The organism is Corynebacterium sp. USCH3 (genome assembly GCF_037619475.1).
Lineage (GTDB): Bacteria > Actinomycetota > Actinomycetes > Mycobacteriales > Mycobacteriaceae > Corynebacterium.
Window position 1 is genome coordinate 389,419 of record NZ_JAQPZT010000002.1, and the last position, 21,133, is coordinate 410,551.

Genomic DNA, 21,133 nt, shown 5'->3' on the forward strand with positions numbered 1-21,133 from the left:
CCTCCTGCGGGTCCGTGGGAGGTCCGACACCTCCACTGCTGGTATTTCACCCTCTAAACGTAATGCACATCACACGATATAGTCAATCACGATACTATATTCTTCAGCGAGATATGCGTCGTGACGTGCATTTACCCCAGGCACACGGCGAAAACTGCCCGTAAAATTAGTACACTGCAGTACCATATGCGGGACGGGTTTCGACCCCGTGCCGACGGGCACGCAACGGCCAGCCTGGTGATTCGGACCGAGGACTCCCCCAAACACCCGCCCGCCGGAGTACCGGCAGACACCTCAGTGCGGGCTCATATGTCCGGGATCCATGCAGCCTCCTCTCGCACGACCTGCGCAAGCTCCGTAAAAACTGTGTGGACTGGCTGAACCCTGCGCTTCAGTTCGGACAACGAGATACTCTTCTGCTTCCCCAACGCCACATCGATCCTCGCCGTGGACGCCACGTAGAACTCCCACTGACGGGTGTCCAGAGGATCCGCGACGGCCGGGTCCAGAGCAGTGAACGCACAGAACACATACACCTGGGACTGCCGAAGCCTGTCAGTGCCCCAACCACCGGCATCATGACTCCATGCGTTCGTCTGCGGAACACTGAAAGTCAACGGACTGGGTCTCGACTGCGCCCAGCTCTGCAAATGAGCCGACGACTTCACTTCTACCCTGACCCCTTCCAGGGAGACCAGGTCGAACGCATCCCACTCGGTCCGGACCCCATCGTCGACGATCCCGAGCGCCAGGCCCACGATGTACTCAGCCAAGACCCCGCGCAATGTGTTGTCGAGCGTCTGTGAGTAGGCCCAACGCCAGAACCCAAGCAGGTCCCCCTGCTCCACACCGCCCTCGTCCAGCACCGGTTCAATGCCGTCCTTCAGCGTCGCGGGCAGGGCTCCGTGATACCCGCACCCGGAGCTATTCACAGTTTCGTCCTCGGCCATACAAAGGAGAGTATTCGGATCAACGCAGGGTAACCACTCCCTGTCGAAATAAACAGGAGAAGCGTTTAAGTAGGTTGTACACTCTGCGACAGTAGCCGGAGCGGCAGACCCGCCACGGCCAGACGCGAGGAGGACACCCCACGGATGAACATCGACCTTCACCAGCTCGAGGTGTTCGTGGAAGTCTCCCGCACCCGCAACATCGCCCGAGCGGCGGACAACCTGGGGTTGACCTCCTCCCCCGTGAGCCGCACGCTGCGCACGCTCGAACACCGCACCGGCCCGTTGTTCCATCGCGCACACCATGACATGCAGCTCACCGAGCACGGACGCACACTGTTGGGCACCGCGGTGAGTATCCTGCAGCTCTCCCAGGTTTTCGAGGACAAGGCCAGCGGCATCGAACGCACGTTGCGCTACGGGGCGACCCCCTGGGTCCCTGACTCCTACGCCGATGCCTTCCGCACCGCTGTCGGCCTCTCCGGCATCACACCGGAGGACACTGCGTCCGAGGTCTCCCTGGAGCTCCTGGACAAACTTCAGTTCGGGGAGATCGACATGGCCCTGGTCCATCTACCCGTCAACCTGCCCGACATCAGCTCACTGGTTCTCGGCCGCTACGCCTTCGACCTCATGGTCGCCACCGACGACCCCCTCGTCGCCGTGGCAGAAACCGGTCCGGTCCCGCTGACGGCGCTCCGCGACCGGAAGATCGTGACACTCCCCTTCTCCCAGATGCAGCCGACCTCAGGCGACAACGTACGCGACTGGTTCACCCGGGCCGGAGTCACCGACATCACCGAAGTCGGTTTCAGCGACTACGCCGTGCTCACGTCCCGCCTCCCCCGGACCCACGAAGTCAGTATCGGAGCGCGGGGACACTCACTGGGTCACGTGCGCGGCGCCGACGGCAAAGTGGTGATGCTGCCGGTCGCGGACGAGCAACCGTGCTTCGAGATCGGTGTCGTCTGGCGCTCCGGGGCGACCGCCCGACGCGAGGAGATCGACCGCGTGGTGGCCGCGCTAACGGACCGCTTCCGGAGGTGAGCCCGCGCCGATGCGCCGGGCGAGGTTCGCCCGGTGGAACTGGGCGTCGCCGAACAACACCTGGTCGGCCCGTGCCCGCTTGAGATACAGGTGCGGGCTCGCCTCCCAGGTGAACCCCATCCCGCCGTGGAACTGGATGTTCTGGTGGGTCGCCGTCACCGCTACATCAGTGCAGATACCGGCGGCGAGGGAAGCGGACGCCGCCAGTTCCTCCGGCGCGTCCTGCGCGGCCCACAGCGCGTAGCGGGACGCCGACGCCGCGGATTCGACATCCACCAACACGTCCGCCGCCATGTGCTTCAGCGCCTGGAACTCCCCGATCGCCTGCCCGAACTGCACCCTTTCCTTCATGTACGCCACGGCGTCCTCCAGTGCCCGGCGGGCGACGCCGACCTGTTCGGCCGCCAGTCCCACCGACGCGAGGTCCAGTATCCGGGACACCTGGTCCCACCCCTCGTCGTCTCCCAAGGGAGTGGCCTGTGCCTGCTCGAAGCTCACGTGGGCGATGCGCCGGGTGGGGTCGAGGGTGGCGAGCCCCTGCGTCGTGACACCGTCACCGACGCGCACGGTGAACAGCGAGATGCCGTCCCCGGGCTCCTGACCGGTGCGGGCCGGGACGATGAAGACTCCGGCGTTCTGTCCGTCGACGACCTCCGGGCAGGTGCCCGACACGGTCCAGTCGTCGCCGGACTTCTGTGCGGTAACCGTGACACCGGATTCGTCCCACCGTCGGTTCTCGCCGGGGAAAGCGAGCGTCCCGACCAGCGAGCCGTCCGCGATGCCCGGCAGGAACTCCTGCTGTGCCGCAGCGTCCCCGCATTCCAGGACGCTCATACCGGCAAGGACGACCGTGGCGAGGTACGGTGCGCACAACAGCGCCGCGCCGGCCTCCTCCAGCACGATGCCGAGTTCGGTCCACCCGAAGCCCTGCCCGCCGAACTCCTCGGGAACGGCGATGCCCTGCAACTGCAGTTCCCTGGCCATCCGGTCCCAGACCTGCGGGTCGTATCCGGTGTCGGTCTCCATGGCCTGGCGGACCTGGGATTCCGACGAGACGGTGACGAAGAAGTCCCGGACCACTGTCTGGAACTCGTCCTGCTCCTCAGTACGTGGTGCAAACATGTCGTTGATCTCCCGTTCTACTTCTCGCCGGACTGGTCGCCGGTCTTGTCTCCACTGAGACTGCGGTTCACGGCCTTGCGGACGTCGCGGAACGGCACCCCCTTGTCCGGTTGTGCGCCTCGAGGCAGGCCGAGGACCCGCTCGCTGATGATGTTGCGTTGGATCTGGTCGGTGCCGCCACCGACGGAGTTGAAGAAGCCCATCATGAGGTCGTAGGACGTCCGGTAGGCGACGGGGTCACCGGCCGTCGCATCCTTGTCGTACTGCAGGCCCCGGGTTCCGAGCAGCCGAAACTCCAGGTCGGATGCCCCGTGGAGGATCCGGGAGTTCGCCAGCTTGCCGAGGGACGCCAACGGCGACCCGCCTCGTGACCGGTTCTCCATCTTCGCCCGGGCCTGGGTCCAGTCGTTGGTCAGCCGCCAGGTGTGGATCTTCATCAGTTCGTCGATGATCACCGGATCGTCCAACCTGTCGGCGGTGCGGGCCGCATCAACGAGGTCGTCGCTGCGGGTGAACAGCGAGGAACGTGCACCGGACTCCGCGGTGTCCCGCCCGACCTGGGCCATCTCGCCCATACCCCTGCGCTCGGCGCCGAGCGCGGACTGCAAGACCTTCCAGCCGTTTCCCTCACCACCGATGAGGTTCGCCGCCGGGACGACGGCGTCGGTGAGGAAGACCTCGTTGAACTCGGAGTCGCCGGTCATCTGCCGGATGGGCACGACCTCGACCCCGTCCTGCTGCATGGGGAAGATGAACAGGCTGATCCCGGCATGTTTCGGCACGTCCCAGTCCGTCCGGGCGATGAGGATGGCGAAGGTGGCGCGGTGGCCGTTGGTGGTCCACACCTTCTGGCCGTTGATGATGTAGTTCTCGCCGTCGTCGGACAGCTCCGCCTTCGTCTGGATGCTGGCGAGGTCCGAACCGGCACCGGGCTCGGAGTAGAGCAGACAGCCCAGGTCCCACTCGCGGGTGATCATCGGACGCAGCAACCGTTCCTTCTGTTCAGCCGTGCCGTAGTCGGTCAGCGCTGCTCCGGGCAGCAGCAGCCAGGAGACCTCGGAGAACGGCGCCACGTCCCTCGCTCCACCGGGGGCACCTGCGTCGTCGAAGGCCCGGAGCACTTCGCGGGCCTGGTCACGGGTGTAGTCGCGTCCGAAGTTCTCCGGCGCCCAGGACGGCACCCCGTAACCGGCGTCGACGATCGCATTACGCCAGGTGGGGCCGTCGGTACCGGTCCAGTTGTCCCTGATCCAGGACGCTGTCTCGTCGTAGATACCGCTCATGCCTGTGACTCCTCTGTGGTGGCGGTCGTGTCGCGTGCGATGCCGCGGATAATGTTGCGCTCGCCGTCCTGCTCGATCTCCAGCGTCGCGCCGAAGACCGCGTCCGAACTCAGCAGTTCGATGACCTCGTCGGATGCTGCGTCGCCGGGACCTCCGGGGCTTCGGGGCTCGCTGACCGCGAGGACCCGGGCGTTGTCGGGGGTGCGGCCCACGACGATGCCGATCCAGTCGCGGTTGAGGTCCGTGGTGACGGTGTAGGACTCGACCGTCGCCGGGCCGGAGTAGTGCTCCACGATGTCCGGGGCTGGCACGGCGTCCAACTCCTGCTGCAACGGACGGTCGTCCCAGTCGGTGAACTCGACCGGTGTGGTGGAGTACACCCCGGAGGAGTACTTCGTCATCCACCCGCCGTTGGCTCCGACGAAGCCGAAGGTGCCCGGATTTTTCCGCAGCCGGTCGACCATCTCGGCGATGGCGTGCATCGAGTAGTTGTTGCCGGCTCCGCCGAAGAACGGCAGCCCGCCGGTGAGGGTGAGCCCCCGCGGGTCGTCCGGCGCGACCCCCAGAGCATCGCAGATGTTGAACACCGGGATCGGGAAGCAGCTGTACAGGTCCAGGAACGCCAGGTCGTCGGCACCGATCCCGGCGCGCTCGATCGCGGTCCGCGCCGAGAGCACCGACGCCGGGGACACCGACAGGTCCGCACGTTCGGTCACGGTGCGTTCGGTCAGGTCGCTGTAGCCGTGCAGGAAGACCCACCGGTCCTCGGGGATCCCGAGCTCCCGTGCTTTTCCGACCGAGGTCAGCAGGACTGCCGCACCCTGGTTGACCTGGTCACGGGCCACCATGAACCGCGGGTAGGGGTCGGCGATGAGACGGTTGCGCTCGGTGACGGTCGCGAGCTCCTCCGCCGTCCGCTCCGTCGGGGCGGCGGCGTACGGGTTGGACGCGGCGACCTGGGTGAAGGGTGCGAACAACTCCCCCATCGCCGTCGCGTAGTCCTCGCGGTTCATCCCGAGACGCCGGCGTCGGGCATTCTCGAAGACCGCGTACTCCGGCGGAGCGCCGAGCAGACCGTGCCGGACCTCGTAGGGCACGTGGAGGTCATCGACCTGCATGCCCCGGTCCTCCAGCTGCCCGCCGACGGTCTCGGTGAAATCCAGGGCATCGTCGCGTCCTGCCAACGCACGCGCGGTGGAGATCGCCTCGGAACCGGCCAGGAGCACCACATCGGCGTCTCCCTCAGCGATGGACCGGCTGAACTCGGTGACCAGGTGCTGCGGCCCCTGACCACCGACGGCCTCGAGGACGGCACGACGTGGGTCCGCGCCGATCCGTGCGGCGATGGACCGGGCGATGTTGTCCGACTTCCCCAGCGGCGCGACCGCCCCGGGCGTGGAGATCTCGAACTGCCGGATGACGGCGATGGTGTCGATGACGGCGGCGACGGCAGGGTCGAGGCCGGCGTCCTGCACCGCCCTGCGGGACGCTTCCCCGGCGAGGTCGGCGGCCGACCAACGGTGATAGTCGTCGGCGGTGACCGGGTCAGCGGACTGTCCGACACCCACGAGGACGGGGGTACGGGGGTCACGTGCGTCTGTCATTTACTTCGCCTTCCATTCCGGGGCGCGCTTCTGCGCGAAGGCGGTCATGCCTTCCCGTGCGTCGTCGCTGCTGATCAGGGCAGCACTTTCGGTGTTGTTGCGTGACCAGTCGTCGGCTTCCGCGTCGACGGCGCCGTCGGTGATGCCGTGGGCGACGCGTTTGGTGGCCTGGACCGACAGCGGTGCATTGCGGTTGATCTTCTCCGCCAGCTCCAGGGCGGCGTCGACGACCTGGTCCTGCGGGACGACACGGTTGACCATGCCCAGTTCATAGGCACGCGCGGCGGGAATCGGCTCAGCGGTGAGCATGGTCTCCATCGCCACCTTCAGCGGGATCTGACGGGGCAGGCGGAAGGCCCCGCCTGCGGCGGCCATGATGCCGCGGGTGACTTCCGGCAGACCGAAGGTGGCGGTGTCGGCGGCGACGGCAAGGTCGCTGGCCAGGGTGATCTCGGTGCCGCCGCCGAGCGCGAAGCCGTTGACCGCGGCGATGACGGGCTTGGAGATCCAGTGCTTCACGAAGCCGGCGAAACCCCAGCTCTTCAACGGTTCCTCAGTCATGCCGAGTTCTCCGGCGGCTGCGGCCTTGAGGTCGGCGCCGGCGCAGAACGCCTTGCCACCGGCACCGGTGACCACGACGGTGCGCACGCTGTCGCTGTGTTCGGCCTGTTCCAGTGCTGCGCCGAGGGCGAGGGCGAGATCCCGGTTCACCGCATTGCGTGCTTTGGGACGGTTGAGGGTGACGAGCAGGGTGTGTCCGCGTTGTTCGACGAGGACAGGGTCAGAGGATTCAGTCACTGTGGTGCTCCTGTGGTGGTGGGTGTGTCTGACGGGTGCAGTTCGAGGACACCGCGGGTGACGAGGGCGTCGATCGTGCCCTCGTCGAGGCCCAGGACGTCCCGGATGACCTCGCGGGTGTGCTCGCCCTGCAGGGGTGCCGGCTGCAGCCGGGCGTCCCCGAGTCGGAGGCTGCGTCCTTCGGAGGCGAGTGTGGGGAACGGCTCGGTGAACTGGGGCTGGGTCATGGTGGTCAGCAGCCCCCTCTCCGAGAAGTCGTGGTCGTGCCCGATGTCGGCGAAGCGCATCATGTGCCCGGCAGGGACGCCGGCGTCCTGCAGTTGGCGTTCCGCGGTGATCGCTGTGCGCGAGGACGTCCATTCTCGGAGTGCGCCCTCCAGTTCCTCATTATGGGCGAGTCGTCCAGTTAGCGTGGCGAAACGATCATCACTGATCCATTCCGGGTGGCCGATGGCGCCGGCCAGCGCGGCAAAGCGCTGGTCACCGTGGCCGTCGACGACGATCCACTCGTCGTCCCCTGCCGCGGGGAAGAGCCCGCGCGGGGCGTCCTGCGGGGCACTCAGCGCGGCGAGACCGGACCCCGGTTCCAGGGACTCCGCGGCGAGGTGGCCGCCCATCGCGGCGAAGATCGCGTCGACCTGCGCGGTGGTGACCACCCCACCCCGCCCGGTGCGCGCACGACGCAGCAGCAACGCGACCACGGCGATGGCGTTGAGCCGTCCGACCACATGGTCCGGGTATATCGTGATGGTGTCGCTGTAGCCGTCGGCGTCGCCCGGGTAACACCACAGCGCCGACAGCCCGGACGCTGCGCGGACCAGCGGCCCGTAACCCATCTTCGTCGACCAGGGGCCGGTGTCGCCGTAGGCGGAGGACTCCGACAGGACGATCCCCGGGTTGATCTCCTGCAGGGTGTCGTGGCCGAACCCGAGGCGCTCGAGTGTGCCGGGTTTGAAGTTGGTGAGCACCACGTCCGCCTCCGCGACGAGGCTACGGAGGAGGTTCTTACCGTCCTCGGTGGTGAGGTCGAGCCCGAGGCTGCGCTTGTTGCGGTGGCCCCAGGCGAAACTCTTGGTCATCTCCACGCCGGGCGACATCTGTCGGCATCCGTCGGGGAAGCTGGTGGATTCAATCTTGATGACGTCGGCGCCGTAGTCGGCGAGCAGGCGTCCGGTTTCCGCACCCATGACAATCACCCCGAAGTCCAGGACGCGCAGGCCGGCGAACGGGAGGTGCCGGTCCTGCTTGTCCACTGCAGGAGCGTGCCCGTCCTGGATCGGGCCGGTGACCGGGGCGGCGAGCCAGGGGTCGTCCTGCGGATCGGTGCCGATGCGGTCTCCTGCGGTGTCGGTGATCCCCGTCCGTACCCCGTCGATGGTGTACACCCCGGTCGGCACGGTGGCGACACGGCCGTCGGCGAGGGCGAGGTCACTGAAACTGCCGTTGGCGCGGAAGGCGGGTTCATCGACGACGTCCGAGAGCTCGTCGATGGATGTCACCGGCACGCGGAGCTCCTCGCCCTGCCGGACGGCCTCCTCGGTGGTCATGCCGGCGAAGAGGGCGCGGTAGTGGGCGAAGATCCTGTCCTTCTCCTTCACACGGTAGGCCGGGCTGTTGTACTCGGGTGCGTTGAACTCGTCCGGGTGGCCGAGCCAGGTCAGCATCGCCTGCCACTGGCGTGGGGACAGGACACAGATGCGCACCGTCCCGTCGGCGGTGGGAAAGATCGGGTACAGGGCACGGGCGTCGGGGCGCCCGTGCGGGACATCGAAGGGGTCGATGCCCGTGCGCCCCGACCCCTGCATTCCCATCGGTGGGTCGAAGATGTGGGCCAGTGCGTCCAGGGTGGAGAAGTCGATGAGGTCACCGGCGCCGGTGCGCCGCGCGGTGTAGTAGGCGGTGATGGTCATCCACGCCGCCTGCGGCGCGACGGCCCCGGCGACGAGGAAGGACGGCGGCAGCAACGGCTCCTCCCGGTCCGGCAGCCCGGAGCGGGACAGGATCGTCGACAGCGCGAACTGCACGTCCGGGGTGGACGTCCAGTTCTTCTTGGAGCTCTGTTCACCGAAGTCACTGAGGACGGTGACGACCTTCTCCGGATGGTTGTCGGCGAGGGCTGCAGGGTCGACGAGGTGGCCGGTGACGTACTCCGACAGCCGGTTGACCAGGACGATATCTGCGCCGGCGATGAGGGCGTCGAGGTCGGCCTGCGCCCGGGTGCTGGCAGGATCGACGGTGATGAAGCGTTTGGTCGCGTTGGCGATCTCGAAGCTCAGGCTGGTGTCGCCGGACAGCACGCCCTCGTTGCGGTCCACGGAGCCTCCGGGCGGTTCGACCCGCAGGACGTCTGCCCCGAGGTCGGCGAGGTACCGGCCGACCATCTGGAACTCGCCGTCAGCGAGGTCGAGGACCCGGACGCCTGCCAGCGGTGGATCGACGGTGTCTGTCATCGTGGTTCTCCGTCCTTCCCGGGGCGCGGTGCGCACCCCTTCTGCCCTCGAAACTACGAGTGGACGGGCGGGCGCGCGACGCAAATGATGGAGACCGGACGTGACAGATGGTGGGTGGTGGACGTGCCAATTGTTGGGACGTTGGTCGCAGGTTCACGGGCGGGCGAGATCACTGATCGAGTGTGGACCGTCCCGATGTCGAATCATCGCCCTCCCAGGTAGGGGTTCAGCCGAATTTCCTACCTGGGAGGGCGATGATTCGACATCGGGGCCAGCACTGTTGACCGAGGTGAGCCGGCGCTGCGTGAAACTGAATTGACCACCACGAGACATGTCCCCCACTGGTGTGGGTGGACATGAATCGCGAGTAAGAAAGTACCGGCCACCCTCAATGACCCTCCGTCACCCTCCAACGGGCGACGGCCTCGTCGATCCCGACACTATCGACTGACCAACACCGGAACTGACCGTCGATGTCGCGGAGCATTCCCAGCAGAGACTCCCCGGGAGCACACTGCACCCAGCTGGTCACTCCTCGCTCTGCGACAGCCGCCATCCCGCTGGACCACTGCACCGGTTGATCCGTCGACGCGACAAGGTCGGACAGAATCGCTGGACCGCGGCGCAACAGACGCCCCGAACAGTTCGCCACCAGTGGAAAATCCGCTCGGTCAACGGGAGTCTCTCCCGTCGCATCGTCCAGTGCTCTCCTTGCAGGTGTCATCAACGGACTGTGCGCAGGTACCGCCACGTCGAGCCGTATGACCCGCTGCGCACCTGCGTCAGCTGCCCTCCGCTGCAACTGGTCCAATGCAGTGTCAGACCCGGACACCGTGCACTGCAGCGGCGTATTCAGATTCGACACCCAGGCCTCCTCACCGATCTCCGCCACCAGCCGTCGGACTGCCATCTCAGACAGACCGACAACCGCCGACATGCCGTACCCGGTAGAAGCCGCAGCCGCCATCCGCGAAGCTCGGACATCGACGAGCCGCAGCGCGTCACCGAAACTCAGGACGCCTGCGGCAACTGCGGCGCTCCAGGCCCCCAGAGAATGCCCTGCTCCGATGTCCGGCCGAAACCCCCTGTTCCGCAATGCGCCGCTGATCCCACTGTGCAGGACCAGCAAGGACAACTGCACGGCGCGGGTCCCACGGAGGGACACCTCCGAATCAAGTTCCCACACGTCCTCGCCGAGTGTGTCCGACGCCTCCGCCACGTGATCCACGACCTCGGACAGACCTGCCCATCGATGCAGCATCCCGGCGCGCTGGCTCCCCTGCCCACCGAACAGCATCACCGTCGTCATCGCCGGCTCCGCAGATCAGCGAGTGGGACCGGGCCGTCCGCGGTCCGCGCAACTGCCGTGTCGGATCCCGTGGCCAGTTCCTGCAGGTTCACTCCGCCTCCAGGTGTCTCGACCAGCACATCGATCTCGACCCCGGTCTGCTCCCTCACCCGGTCCAGCGTGCCCTGCATCGTCCGCGCCGTGGACGGGTCAGGGATGCTGTCGACCCGGATCACCAGGTCGAGGTCACTCGTCGGGGTAGCTTCCGGGTGTCCGGACGCGAGTTCGGCGCCGACGCTCCCCCCGGGCCCCCAGTCTCCGGGTATCGGTGCCGAGCGCACCAACGCCAGTGCCCGGAAGACGGGCAGGTCCCGGGAGGGGATCCGGTCGACAAGGTCAGACGGACGTAGCACCCTGAGGCAGGCCGAGGCCGGAACCTCGGTACCCCACCGCCGATGGCGGTACCTTCCCCGCACACCGACCGCCAGGTGTGCGTCCTCCGCCGCCCTGGTACGACGGACCACTGCCCACGGTGATGCGGCGAGACTGTCCACGACCCACGGTTGCCCCTGACCCGAGGCACGCCGGCAGAGTTCGTTGACGGCGTCGGAGGAGAGTTCCACGATGTCGTGGACGACCGCGGTCACCACTGGTCATTCACCACCTGGCGGACTTTCCTCGACAATGCCCGGGACTGGAGCGCCTGGTCGGAGGTGAGACGACACCTCAGGTCCGTCGTCCCGCTGTCCCGGATGTCGGCCAGCGCCCGACCGAGGACCTCCCGGGCACTGGCGACGTCGGCGGCGTCCGGTGCTGCGGGGTTCCCCGGGGCAAGTGACGCGAACACTCCTCCGAGCGAGGTGAAGGACGCTCCGTCGAAGGCCATGGCCGGAACGGATTCGGCTGCCGCCTCCATCTCCTCCACCGATCGTCGGGTGATCCGTGCAGCCGCCTGTTTTCCCATCACCTGGACCTGGACGTCGTCGTGCTCAAGCATGATGATCCGGTTCGCCTGCATCCCGGTGGACAGGAAGGCTCCGGAAATGGCCTTGCCGACGACCAGGCTGACGATCGGGCGCCCGGCGAGCCGGATACGCGCCAGCGCATTGACCGCGGTGGCCATCGTGGTGTTCAGCCCGAACTTCTCCTCGATGAATCCGTAGGCCTGGCTGGGGACGTCCACCACGATCACGAGAGGCATGTCGGGGTCGTCGAGACCGCTCACCCATTCTGCGAGCTCCAGAGACTCCCGCAGTCCGACCTCACCGTTTCGGGCACGTGGGAATCTGCTGTCCGGATCCGGAACGACGGCGACGAGCGCGGCGGTGGTGCCGTCGTCCAGCACCGTGCGCCCGGTCAGCAGTGAGCCGGTGGTGTCTGCCCCTGTGGTGTCCAGGGCGGTGAACCAGACGGTTCCGTACTGGGGGTGGTTGTTCATCACTTGGTCCTCTCTGCGTCGGTGTCGGCAAGTTCGCGGGTGAGTTCTCCGACCCGGTCGGCACGGTGGGTGTCAGGTGGCGCGTTCCACCCGCTGACCACTGCTTTCCGGACGGCACCGGGATTGTCTGCGACAAGTGCGTCGGCCCGGCCGGTGGAGACACGGTGTTCTCCACCCGTGACAGCCCAGACCGTGCTCCGGTCCGCGGAGTTGAACTCCTCGATGCCGGCCTCGGTCTCGATGACCTCCGGGCCGTTGAGTGCCAGCCGCCCCGCCCGGGTCATGATGATGCGGTCACAGAGACCGGCGGCGATCCCCATCCCGCCGAAACAGCCGACCATGCCAGCGACCACCGCGGTGACCGGGACGTAGCGTTGCAGAGCGACGATGCCCGCATGGATGTCCGCGATGGCCAGGAGTCCGAGGTTGGCTTCCTGCAGGCGGATCCCACCGGTCTCCAGAAGTAGTACGACCTGGGTCGGGTGTCCGTTTTCCGCGTCGATCAGCGCGCGTTCGAGGACGGCGGCGATCTTGGCACCGGAGACTTCTCCGATACCGCCGCCCTGGAACTTCCCCTCCAGTGCCACGATGGCTGCGGGGGTGCCGTCGATGGTTCCCCGTGCGATGACCGCTCCGTCGTCTGCGGCGGGGACGATGCCCTGACGTTCCAGATGGCCGGATTCGACGCGGTCGGTGGGACCGAGGATCTCCCGGTACGTTCCCTCGTCGAGGAGCATGCCCGCACGCTGCCGTGCGTTGAGTTCGGTGAAGGGCATTCCGGTGGTGCCCCTGGTCGCCTCGTCATCCGGCGTGGCAGCGATCTCGAAGGCCTGGGACAGTCGGAGCGAGACCATCCCGGGCGTTGCCCCGAAGTCGTTGATCTGCACGTCACAGGCGAGGTTGTTCCGGCCGAAGAATGCGTCGAGGACGCCACGCCAGGTGGTGTCGAATCCGTCCACCGAGGTCCTGACCGTCACGGTGACGGCGTCGGACGACGCCGGCGGCGAGAGCAGGATCTCCAGGTCGCCGGAACCGACGACCCCGACGTGGACGTCCGAGTCCACAGGAGTCGTCGCCGGGTAGTCAGCGGTGATGAGTTGCATGTCAGTTGTCCTTCGTCGTCAGAAATAGTGCACAGGCAAGCAGGTCAGCGCTACCACCGGGAGAGAGCCGACGTCCGGTCATCCGGACGTCCAGCTCCACGAGGGAGCGTCGGTCGAGGATTCCGGTGCGGAACGTGTCCTCCAGGATCCGGTAGGACGCGTCGTGGACCATCCCCAGCGCCTCCCGTCCGCCGCGGTGGAGGATGCAGGTGTCGTCCAGGGTGCTCATGGATGTGAGAAGGCCGATCAGACGGGCGTCATCCCGGGTGAACCCCTCGTCGCCCGCCGTGTGGATGGCCTCCGCGACGGCCCGGACGTGGGGGAACCCGCCGGCCGCCTCAGAGACGGCACCGCCGACCCGGTACCGCCGACGGGCATGCGCACCCGGCCGCTGACCGAGGTCCACCGCGCTGTCCTGCAGAGAGGCGATCTCGCCCGCCCGCCGGGTCACGGTGCCGACGGTGACCGCGGAGCCGGATGCCCGCAGTCCCGCCGTGGCGGTCGCCATCAGCCCCAGGTTCCAGATGGCGCCCCGGTGTGTGTTCACACCACTGGTGGCCGCCATCATCTCCTCCTCGCCACGGCGCCCCACCCGCCCGAGGATGTCACGCAACTCCTGCCCGACCGGGGTCCGTGCCCCGTGATCGGCGAGCGTCTGGAACGTGGGGTACAGGGTGTCCGCGGACAGCCGCATGAGGGCGCAGTCCATGTCGGCGTGTCCGCGTGCCCCGTCAGGACCGACAAGTCCAGGTTTGCCGCGGAGCTGGACTTCGGACGTCAGGGCGGCGACTGCCGAGGAGGCGATGCGCGCAGACAGGTCGCCGCGTACCGCCGGCGACTGCATCAGTGTTGTCGTGAGAGCAGTTGTCATGGCGTCACCAACTCCTGAACTTCGCGGGCGGATCGTACAGTCCACCGGACCAGTCGACGAGTTCATCGATGGAGTGTGCCGCCAGAAGACTCCGGTTCGCCTCGGCCGGGCGAACGCCGATGTCGGCGGGGAGCGCGAGGAGACCGTCGCGACGCAGCGCGTCGACGTCCTCGGGCGTCGACCGTCGGCCCAGTGGGGTCACCCCGGCGAGGGCGGAGACCACCCGTCGGCGTTCATCGAGGCTCTGTGTCTTGTAGAGATAGCCGACACCGACCTCGGAGACGAGGTGGGTGAGATCGTCGCCGTAGACCATGACCGGTGCCAGATCCATCCCGGCATTGTCCCCGACGGCCACGGCATCGAGTTGTTCCACGAACTTCGGTTCTGAACCGGCGTTGAAGGTCTCCGCGATCTGGACGACCAGTTTGCGTCCACGCTCGACACCGAGCTGGCCGCGTCCCTCAGAGAGGTCGAACCAGGCGGGCGAGGAATGACGGCGACCCCGCGAGTCCGCCCCGAGGTTCGGGGCACCGCCGAATCCGGCGAGCCGTCCCTGAGTGACCGTCGAGGAGTTTCCTTCAGGATCCACCTGGAGGGTGGAGCCGACGAACATGTCGGTGGCGTACAGGCCGGCGGACTGGGCCGCCATCCGGTTGGACCGCAGACTGCCGTCGGGGCCTGTGGCGAAGATGTCGGGGCGTGCGGCGACGTATCGGCTCATCCCCACTTCCCCACCGAAGGCGGAGATCTGTTCGACCCAACCGCTCTCGATCGCAGGGATGAGATTGGGGTGCGGGTTCAGTGCCCAGTGGGTGCAGATCTTGCCTTTCAGGCCGAGCTGGTCACCGTAGGTCGGCAACAGCAGTTCGATGGCGGCGGTGTCCAGGCCCACACCGTGGTTCAGTGACGTGACCTGGTGGCGTTCGTAGACGCCTCTGATGGTGAGCATCGCCAGGAGGACATGGACGTCGGTGAGATCCCGTGGATCCCGAGTGAACAGGGGTTCGACCTCGAACGGCCGGTCGGCCTCGACGATGAAGTCCACCCAGTCACCCGGCACGTCCACCCGGGGGACCTTGTCGACGATCTCGTTGACCTGGGCGATGACGATGCCCGAACGAAAGGCCGTCGCCTCGGTGATCGCCGGAGTGTCCTCGGTGTTCGGGCCGGTGTACAGGTTGCCGTCGCGGTCGGCGGAGACGGCGGCGACGAGGGCCACCTTCGGTGCCAGGTCAAGGTACATCCGTGAGTAGAGCTCGAGGTAGGTGTGGATCGCCCCCACCTGGAGAGTCCCGTCGTCGACGAGTTGGGCGACGCGGGCGGACTGTGGTCCGGAGAACGCGAAGTCGACCTTGCGTGCGATGCCGTCCTCGAAGATGTCGAGGTGCTCCGGCCTGGCGATCGAGGAGAACAGCATGTGCAGGTCGTGGATGCGTTCGGGGTCGACCTGCGCCAGCGCGCGGGAGAGGAAGTCCGCCTGCTTCTGGTTGTTGCCTTCCAGGGCGACACGGTCGCCGGGTCTCGTCACAGCATGAAGGAGATCGACGATCGAACTGGTTGGGACGGTTTTCCCGGTGGCCAGGCCCGCTGCCTGCTCCAGTCTGTCCGCTTTGTCTCTACGGCCGGTGTCCCAGGGTGTGGTGGTGTCTGTCATGGATAGTCCTTGTCGTTGTGGATGGCGCTGAGCCGGCCGGGCCGGTCAGCCGAACAGGGCGCGGAAGAGGAAGTAGAAGACCGAGGGGCCGAGGAGGCAACCGAGGCCGGTGTAGAGGCTGGAGGTCACCGCACCGTAGGGAACCAGCCGTTTGTCGACGGCGGCGAGACCACCGGTGACCCCGGAGGTGGTGCCGAGCAGGCCGCCGAAGGTCATGGCCGATTTCGGGTTGTTCAGTCCGATCCAGCGTGCGACGAGCGGTGCGGCGATCATGGCGAGCATCGACTTCACCAGTCCCACCGCCACAGACAGTGCGATGACCTCGGAGGACGCTCCCACGGCGGTACCGGTGACCGGTCCCACGATGTAGGTCGCTGCGCCGGCGCCGATGGTCGCGAGCGACTCCGGGTCGTTGTAGCCGAAGGCCAGTGCGACGGCCGCGCCGACGATGAAGGAGACGACCATGCCGAGGATGAGCGAGATGATGCCGGCGGGTCCGGCCTTCTTCAGTTCACGGACATCGACGCCGTACGCGGTGGCGACGATGGCGAAGTCTCTGAGCATCGAACCGCCCATGAGCGCGAGACCGCTGAAGAGGCTGATGTCCGCCAGGCCCTTGTCTCCGCCGGACTGCAGCCCGCCGACATAGGCGAGGACGAGTCCGAGGAGGATCGCCACGGCCGAACCGGCGACGTGTCCGCGGGTGAGAGTACGTCCCACCCATCCGCCGACCAGCGTGACCAGGCCGACGAGCGCGAAGGCGAACAGAAGTGCGTTGTCCTCGATGAGACTCGTGATGGTGCTGATGATGTCACTCATGTCAGGCTTCCTCGTCTTCAGTTCCGGTCAGTGGGGGAAGGGGCTCCGAGACTGCGCCGATTCTGGCGATCACCGGCACCAGGGCGATCGACGCGACGACGACTGCCACCCCCGCGAGAACCGCCATGACCCCGCCGTCGACGGCGCTCCGGACGTTCTGCGTCATGGCCATGGCCACGACGATGGGAATGTAGATTCCCGACCAGAACAGGACGCCACGCTCAGTGACCTTCGGCAGGTAGTTCCTGCTGCGGAGCCAGCCGGTGACGAGCAGCAGCGCCACCATCGCGAATCCGACGCCGCCGACGTCCGCATCGACTCCGAGCAACTGCCCCAGCAAGGTGCCGATCGCCTTCCCCACCAGCACGCACACGGCGAGGATCGCCGTACCGTAGATAATCATTCCGCCTCCGGTTGATGTAGTGGTCTGCCACACCTGCACTTGCGGATGTGATCTGGGTCCTACTTTGCGCCCGATGTAGTTTTCTGGTCCAATATGAAAAATGACCGACTCATGCACCGACGCATCGATTCGCGCAGTACCTCGAGGAGGTTCCACCGTGACAGTCCCCGTGACCCTCACTTCGTCCCAGCTCACCGTCTTGACCGGTGCGCTTCCGGTGCTGCGTGAGCTCGGTCGGGGAACCACGCTGACGCAGACCGCCCGCCTCCAGGGAATGTCGCAGCCGGCGCTGAGTCGTATGGTGATGCGGTGGGAAGCGGAACTGTCCGTCCCCCTGCTCCGCAGGGTGGGTCGTGGTGTGACACTGACCGGGGAAGGGCTCGCTCTCGCGAACGCGGCGACGGATGCGCTCAGCGTGTTCGAATCCTCGCTGGAGCAGGTCCTGGAGGAGCGGGACGCCAGACCGGTGCGACTGGGCACCCTCCGGTCACTGTCCGGACGCATCGCCCCGTTGCTCGCCGACGCAATGTCTCGAGTGAACCTGAGTGTGGCGGAGGGGTCGGCGGCGTCGTTGCTCGCCCAGCTGGAAGCCGCTGAACTGGACGCGGTGATCGTGGGACCCCGTCCCACCGGGAAGAACTACAACTGGGCGTTTCTCGCGCATCAGCCTTTCCATCTCGTTGTTCCTGAGGGGCACAGACTGGAGAGGCAGGCCTCGGTACGGTTGCGGGACGTCGCCGACGAGAATTTCGTCGCGATGGACGCGCACTACACGACCAGGCAGTTCGCCGATGAACTGTGCGCGGAGGCCGGGATTGCACCGGAAGTGACCGTGGAATCGGACAATTCACACACGCTGAGATCCTTCGTGCAGGCCGGCCTGGGACTCTGCATTCTTCCGGCGGTCATGGCGGATGCCACCGGTGTGGCGTCAGTGCCGATCCATCGGGTTGACGGGAGACCGGCGATGCGTGAGATCGGCATGGTCCGTATGGCAGGAAGGCGCCTTCCACCCCATGTCCGAAGCGTTCTCCACGAGTTGAGCGCGCTGTTCGAGGGAAATGCCAAAATAGTTCGCAGGTCTCATGCGTCCGCCTGAGGATGCCCGTTTTCCCTGTCGCGGACGTGCGACTTCCAGTAGAGGCGAGAGCGCCCGCGGAGTCACGAATGATGCGTCGCGTCAGGTCGACCCCCAGACCCCCCGATGTCGAATCATCGCCCTCCCAGGAAGGGTTTCGGGCAGATCCCCTGCCTGGGAGGGTGATGATTCGACATCGGGGGCGTACCGAGAACGATCACTAGGGGCGGTCGACAGCATCTGAGGGGAGGCCGGAGATCTTCAGCTCAGTTCACAGGACCCCGGTTCTGCAACGTGAACGCCAGCTGACTGTACGCCGGAGTGTGGGTGGCGACACCGAACGCGACGGGTACACCGTCCGCGGTGAACACCGTGGAGTCCACGGCCAGCACGCTGTCCCCGACTGCGATACCGAGGCTCTCCGCACGGCCCTGGTCCACCGCATCCAGGCGCACCAGCAGGTCATTACGCGTGAGGACGACCCCGTAGGTGGTCTCCAGGAACTCGAACAGCGAACCAGTGGAGAAGTCGTGGGCCAGCACGGCGGGATACCTCGCCGCCGGCAGGTACGTGACCACGTGCTGATGAAGCGTGCCGTTGATGTAGCGGAGCCGCTCCAGCAGGATCAGCTCGTCGGCGGGATTGAGTTCCAGAGCCTCTGCCGCCCGCGCCGCCCGGGTGACCTCATTGGCCAGAACCTCAGTGACCACGTCACGGCCAAGTTCCGCCTGTTGGCGGTGGAAGCCCGTCACGCGTTCGGCGAAGGTCTCGTGGATTTCCTCGGTGTACTGCGGCTCCGTGACGAATGTACCCCGCCCCTGGACCCGCTCCAGCAGACCCGACTGGATGAGATCGTCCACGGCCCGGCGCACGGTGATCCGGCTGACGTTGTACTCCTCGCACAGCGTCGGCTCGGTGGGAATCTGCTCCCCGACCGACATCCCCTCCAAGCGTTGCTGCAGGTGATCGCGCACCGCAATGTACTTCACCGTCTCGCGTGCCATCGCTACCTCCAGCATGTCATTGTCCCCGTCAGGGTATCGCCAACTCATGACGCCGGGCTGCACCCGGGGCCACAAAAGCTCTTGCGTCGAAAACGTTTCCAGCGCTAGAGTAGCATTCATCATGACGACCTGATGAATGATCGCGCCGTCGAGAACACGAGGAGGATAAATGACGACAACCGCTCCCCCGGGACTCTCACGCACCGGGAACGAGGTGGTCACCGCAGCCCGGCTTCTCGCGGCGGACGCCGTCGAGGCCGCGCAGTCCGGTCACCCAGGCGCGGCCATCTCCCTGGCACCGGTCGCGACCCTGCTCTACGGAAAGTACATCCGGCACGATCCACAGGACCCGACCTGGTTCGGACGGGACAGGTTCATCCTGTCCTGCGGCCACGCGAGCATGTTGCTCTACGCACAGCTCTACCTCACCGGATACGATGTCTCCCTCGACGACCTGAGGAACTTCCGCCGTCTGGGGTCGACGACACCCGGACACCCGGAGTACGGTATTACGCCCGGCGTGGACGCCACCACCGGGCCACTGGGACAGGGCTTCGCCATGGGTGTGGGAATGGCGATGGCTTTCGCACACCAGCGGGCGGTCTACGACACCGAGGCTCCCGCAGGCGATTCTCCGTTCGACCGCCACGTGTGGGTGCTGGCCTCCGACGGCGACCTGGAGGAAGGCATCTCCTACGAGGCGGGCTCGCTCGCGGGACGGCACCAGCTCGACAACCTCACCGTCCTCTACGACCGCAACCGCATCCAGATCGACGGTGCCACCGATCTCGCGTGGTCGGAGGACGTCGTCGCCCGCTTCGAGGCCCAGGGGTGGCGGGTCTCCACGGTGGCCCGCGCATCCGACGGCGACATCGACATCACCGCGCTCGACGACGTCCTCTCCGCTGAGGGCGACCACCGGCCCCACCTGGTCGTCCTCGATTCCGAGATCGCCTGGCCGTCCCCCACGGCACGCGGCACCGCTGGTTCGCACGGTGCTCCGCTGGGCGCCGAAGAGGTCGCCGGTCTCCGTCGGGAACTCGGCGTCGACACGGCCCCGTTCGACGTCCCGGACGCCGTACTCGACGCCGCCCGCGAGGCGGTCACCGTCGGCGCTGAGCTGCACCGCCGGTGGGACGGCCAGATGGAGCAGTGGGCCGCACGCAACCCTGAGCGCGCTGCCGACCTCCGTCGTGCCGTCGACCGGGGCATCCCCGGCGAGCTGAACGACAGCCTTCCCCGGTGGGAACGCGGGGCCAGGGTCTCCACGCGTGACGCGTCCCGCGACACCATCCAGGTCCTGGCGGAACACCTGCCGGAACTCGTCGGCGGCTCAGCGGACCTCGCCGACCCCAACCGCACCGCCATCGCCTCCTCCGGCTCCTTCCTGCCCGAGGACGGCGGCCGGACAGGTCGCAACGTCCACTGGGGCGTGCGCGAGTTCGCCATGGCGGCGGCGGTCAACGGGATGGTGCTGGCCGGCGGCACGCGGGTCTTCGCCGGAACGTTCCTCACGTTCTCCGACTACGAACGTGCCGCGCTCCGGCTCGCCGCGTTGATGAAACTCCCGTCGATCTTCGTCTGGTCACACGACTCCGTCGCTCTCGGGCAGGACGGGCCCACCCACCAGCCGATCGAGCACCTGGCGAGCCTGCGGGCCATGCCCGGGTTCACCTCGATCCGTCCAGCGGACGCCAACGAGACCGCCGCGGCGTGGTCCGTCGCCCTGGAGCAGGACGGGCCGACAGGCCTGGTGCTGTGCCGCCAGCCGCTGACGACGCTGGACATCGACCCCGACGGCATCATCGACGGTGTCCGGCGCGGTGCCTACATCGTCTCGTCCGACAGCACCACCGAGGACCCCGATGTCATCCTCATCGGCACCGGCAGTGAGCTGGAACTGGCGGTGGACGCCGCGACCACCCTGCGCGACAAAGGGGTCTCCGTCCGGGTCGTCAGCATGCCGTCCCGGGACCTGTTCGACCGGCAGGACGATAACTACCGTGACTCCGTCCTGCCACCCCGGCTCCGTGCCCGGGTCGTCGTCGAGGCCGCCGCCACCTTCGGCTGGGGCGACTTCATCGGCGACACGGGCGTCGCCGTCGGCATCGACCACTTCGGCGAATCCGGCCCCGCCGCGGACGTCCAACGCGCCTGCGGCATGACCGTCGAACGCGTCGTCGCCGCCGCCGACGAGGCGATGTCCCGATCGAGGAAATGA

The 21,133-nt window shown here is 67.0% G+C and carries 18 protein-coding genes; 3 read left to right on the plus strand and 15 right to left on the minus strand.

What is annotated here, in order from left to right:
* Positions 1-305: 305 nt before the first annotated feature.
* Positions 306-950, minus strand: coding sequence for a hypothetical protein (locus PQI66_RS05130; RefSeq protein ID WP_339996529.1), 645 nt, complete (start codon positions 948-950; stop codon positions 306-308).
* A 144-nt stretch (positions 951-1,094) separates the two neighbouring features.
* Here PQI66_RS05130 and PQI66_RS05135 point away from each other — a divergent pair, with 144 nt between their 5' ends.
* Positions 1,095-1,997, plus strand: coding sequence for a LysR family transcriptional regulator (locus PQI66_RS05135; protein WP_339996530.1), 903 nt, complete (start codon positions 1,095-1,097; stop codon positions 1,995-1,997).
* Here PQI66_RS05135 and PQI66_RS05140 read toward each other — a convergent pair.
* From PQI66_RS05140 to madL, 13 genes are all read right to left on the minus strand, one after another.
* A complete protein-coding gene (locus tag PQI66_RS05140; protein WP_339996531.1) occupies positions 1,974-3,119 on the minus strand; it encodes an acyl-CoA dehydrogenase family protein in 1,146 nt (381 codons plus the stop codon). The genes PQI66_RS05135 and PQI66_RS05140 overlap by 24 nt on opposite strands.
* Positions 3,120-3,136: 17 nt before the next feature.
* Positions 3,137-4,402: an acyl-CoA dehydrogenase family protein gene (locus PQI66_RS05145; protein WP_339996533.1), complete on the minus strand. Its 1,266-nt coding sequence runs from the start codon at positions 4,400-4,402 to the stop codon at positions 3,137-3,139.
* Positions 4,399-6,006, minus strand: coding sequence for an acetyl-CoA acetyltransferase (locus PQI66_RS05150; RefSeq protein ID WP_339996534.1), 1,608 nt, complete (start codon positions 6,004-6,006; stop codon positions 4,399-4,401). The genes PQI66_RS05145 and PQI66_RS05150 overlap by 4 nt, the downstream gene beginning before the upstream one ends.
* The gene (locus tag PQI66_RS05155) at positions 6,007-6,804 is read right to left on the minus strand and encodes a crotonase/enoyl-CoA hydratase family protein (protein ID WP_339996535.1); all 798 of its coding nucleotides are present in this window, start codon (positions 6,802-6,804) and stop codon (positions 6,007-6,009) included. It abuts the gene before it with no gap.
* Complete coding sequence (locus PQI66_RS05160) at positions 6,801-9,254, minus strand: CaiB/BaiF CoA-transferase family protein (RefSeq protein WP_339996536.1); 2,454 nt, start codon at positions 9,252-9,254, stop codon at positions 6,801-6,803. Before PQI66_RS05160 ends, PQI66_RS05155 begins: the two co-directional genes overlap by 4 nt.
* A 388-nt stretch (positions 9,255-9,642) precedes the next feature.
* On the minus strand, positions 9,643-10,563 hold the full coding sequence (locus PQI66_RS05165) for an ACP S-malonyltransferase (protein ID WP_339996537.1): 921 nt from the start codon (positions 10,561-10,563) through the stop codon (positions 9,643-9,645).
* Positions 10,560-11,192 (minus strand): malonate decarboxylase holo-ACP synthase, encoded by a 633-nt coding sequence (locus PQI66_RS05170; RefSeq protein ID WP_339996539.1) that lies wholly within the window; start codon positions 11,190-11,192, stop codon positions 10,560-10,562. Before PQI66_RS05170 ends, PQI66_RS05165 begins: the two co-directional genes overlap by 4 nt.
* Positions 11,186-11,980, minus strand: a complete 795-nt coding sequence (locus tag PQI66_RS05175; RefSeq protein WP_339996541.1) for a biotin-independent malonate decarboxylase subunit gamma — start codon at positions 11,978-11,980, stop codon at positions 11,186-11,188. The genes PQI66_RS05170 and PQI66_RS05175 overlap by 7 nt, the downstream gene beginning before the upstream one ends.
* A complete protein-coding gene (locus tag PQI66_RS05180) occupies positions 11,980-13,083 on the minus strand; it encodes a biotin-independent malonate decarboxylase subunit beta (RefSeq protein WP_339996542.1) in 1,104 nt (367 codons plus the stop codon). The genes PQI66_RS05175 and PQI66_RS05180 overlap by 1 nt, the downstream gene beginning before the upstream one ends.
* A gap of 1 nt (position 13,084) precedes the next feature.
* Positions 13,085-13,954, minus strand: a complete 870-nt coding sequence (locus PQI66_RS05185; protein ID WP_339996545.1) for a triphosphoribosyl-dephospho-CoA synthase — start codon at positions 13,952-13,954, stop codon at positions 13,085-13,087.
* 4 nt (positions 13,955-13,958) lie between these two features.
* Entirely contained in the window at positions 13,959-15,608 is a 1,650-nt protein-coding gene (gene mdcA / locus PQI66_RS05190; RefSeq protein ID WP_339996547.1) for a malonate decarboxylase subunit alpha, read from the minus strand.
* Between the two features lie 45 nt (positions 15,609-15,653).
* Positions 15,654-16,427 carry a malonate transporter subunit MadM gene (madM, locus tag PQI66_RS05195; protein WP_339996549.1) on the minus strand — a complete coding sequence of 258 codons (774 nt, stop codon included), beginning with the start codon at positions 16,425-16,427 and terminating at the stop codon, positions 15,654-15,656.
* A 1-nt stretch (position 16,428) separates the two neighbouring features.
* Positions 16,429-16,830, minus strand: a complete 402-nt coding sequence (gene madL, locus PQI66_RS05200) for a malonate transporter subunit MadL (protein ID WP_339996551.1) — start codon at positions 16,828-16,830, stop codon at positions 16,429-16,431.
* Between the two features lie 157 nt (positions 16,831-16,987).
* Here madL and PQI66_RS05205 point away from each other — a divergent pair, with 157 nt between their 5' ends.
* Positions 16,988-17,929, plus strand: a complete 942-nt coding sequence (locus tag PQI66_RS05205; RefSeq protein ID WP_339996553.1) for a LysR family transcriptional regulator — start codon at positions 16,988-16,990, stop codon at positions 17,927-17,929.
* 245 nt (positions 17,930-18,174) lie between these two features.
* On the opposite strand, the gene PQI66_RS05210 is transcribed toward PQI66_RS05205, so the two are convergent.
* Positions 18,175-18,960: a GntR family transcriptional regulator gene (locus tag PQI66_RS05210; RefSeq protein WP_339996554.1), complete on the minus strand. Its 786-nt coding sequence runs from the start codon at positions 18,958-18,960 to the stop codon at positions 18,175-18,177.
* 121 nt (positions 18,961-19,081) lie between these two features.
* Here PQI66_RS05210 and tkt point away from each other — a divergent pair, with 121 nt between their 5' ends.
* Positions 19,082-21,133, plus strand: a complete 2,052-nt coding sequence (gene tkt, locus PQI66_RS05215; RefSeq protein WP_339996555.1) for a transketolase — start codon at positions 19,082-19,084, stop codon at positions 21,131-21,133.

Coding starts and splice junctions, on each gene's coding strand:
- PQI66_RS05130 (WP_339996529.1), bottom strand. CDS start 950: ATGGCCGAGGACGAAACTGTGAATAGCTCCGGGTGCGGGTATCACGGA.
- PQI66_RS05160 (WP_339996536.1), bottom strand. CDS start 9,254: ATGACAGACACCGTCGATCCACCGCTGGCAGGCGTCCGGGTCCTCGAC.
- madM (WP_339996549.1), bottom strand. CDS start 16,427: ATGAGTGACATCATCAGCACCATCACGAGTCTCATCGAGGACAACGCA.
- PQI66_RS05165 (WP_339996537.1), bottom strand. CDS start 10,563: ATGACGACGGTGATGCTGTTCGGTGGGCAGGGGAGCCAGCGCGCCGGG.
- PQI66_RS05175 (WP_339996541.1), bottom strand. CDS start 11,980: ATGAACAACCACCCCCAGTACGGAACCGTCTGGTTCACCGCCCTGGAC.
- PQI66_RS05180 (WP_339996542.1), bottom strand. CDS start 13,083: ATGCAACTCATCACCGCTGACTACCCGGCGACGACTCCTGTGGACTCG.
- PQI66_RS05135 (WP_339996530.1), top strand. CDS start 1,095: ATGAACATCGACCTTCACCAGCTCGAGGTGTTCGTGGAAGTCTCCCGC.
- mdcA (WP_339996547.1), bottom strand. CDS start 15,608: ATGACAGACACCACCACACCCTGGGACACCGGCCGTAGAGACAAAGCG.
- PQI66_RS05210 (WP_339996554.1), bottom strand. CDS start 18,960: ATGAGTTGGCGATACCCTGACGGGGACAATGACATGCTGGAGGTAGCG.
- PQI66_RS05185 (WP_339996545.1), bottom strand. CDS start 13,954: ATGACAACTGCTCTCACGACAACACTGATGCAGTCGCCGGCGGTACGC.
- PQI66_RS05140 (WP_339996531.1), bottom strand. CDS start 3,119: ATGTTTGCACCACGTACTGAGGAGCAGGACGAGTTCCAGACAGTGGTC.
- PQI66_RS05150 (WP_339996534.1), bottom strand. CDS start 6,006: ATGACAGACGCACGTGACCCCCGTACCCCCGTCCTCGTGGGTGTCGGA.
- tkt (WP_339996555.1), top strand. CDS start 19,082: ATGACGACAACCGCTCCCCCGGGACTCTCACGCACCGGGAACGAGGTG.
- PQI66_RS05145 (WP_339996533.1), bottom strand. CDS start 4,402: ATGAGCGGTATCTACGACGAGACAGCGTCCTGGATCAGGGACAACTGG.
- madL (WP_339996551.1), bottom strand. CDS start 16,830: ATGATTATCTACGGTACGGCGATCCTCGCCGTGTGCGTGCTGGTGGGG.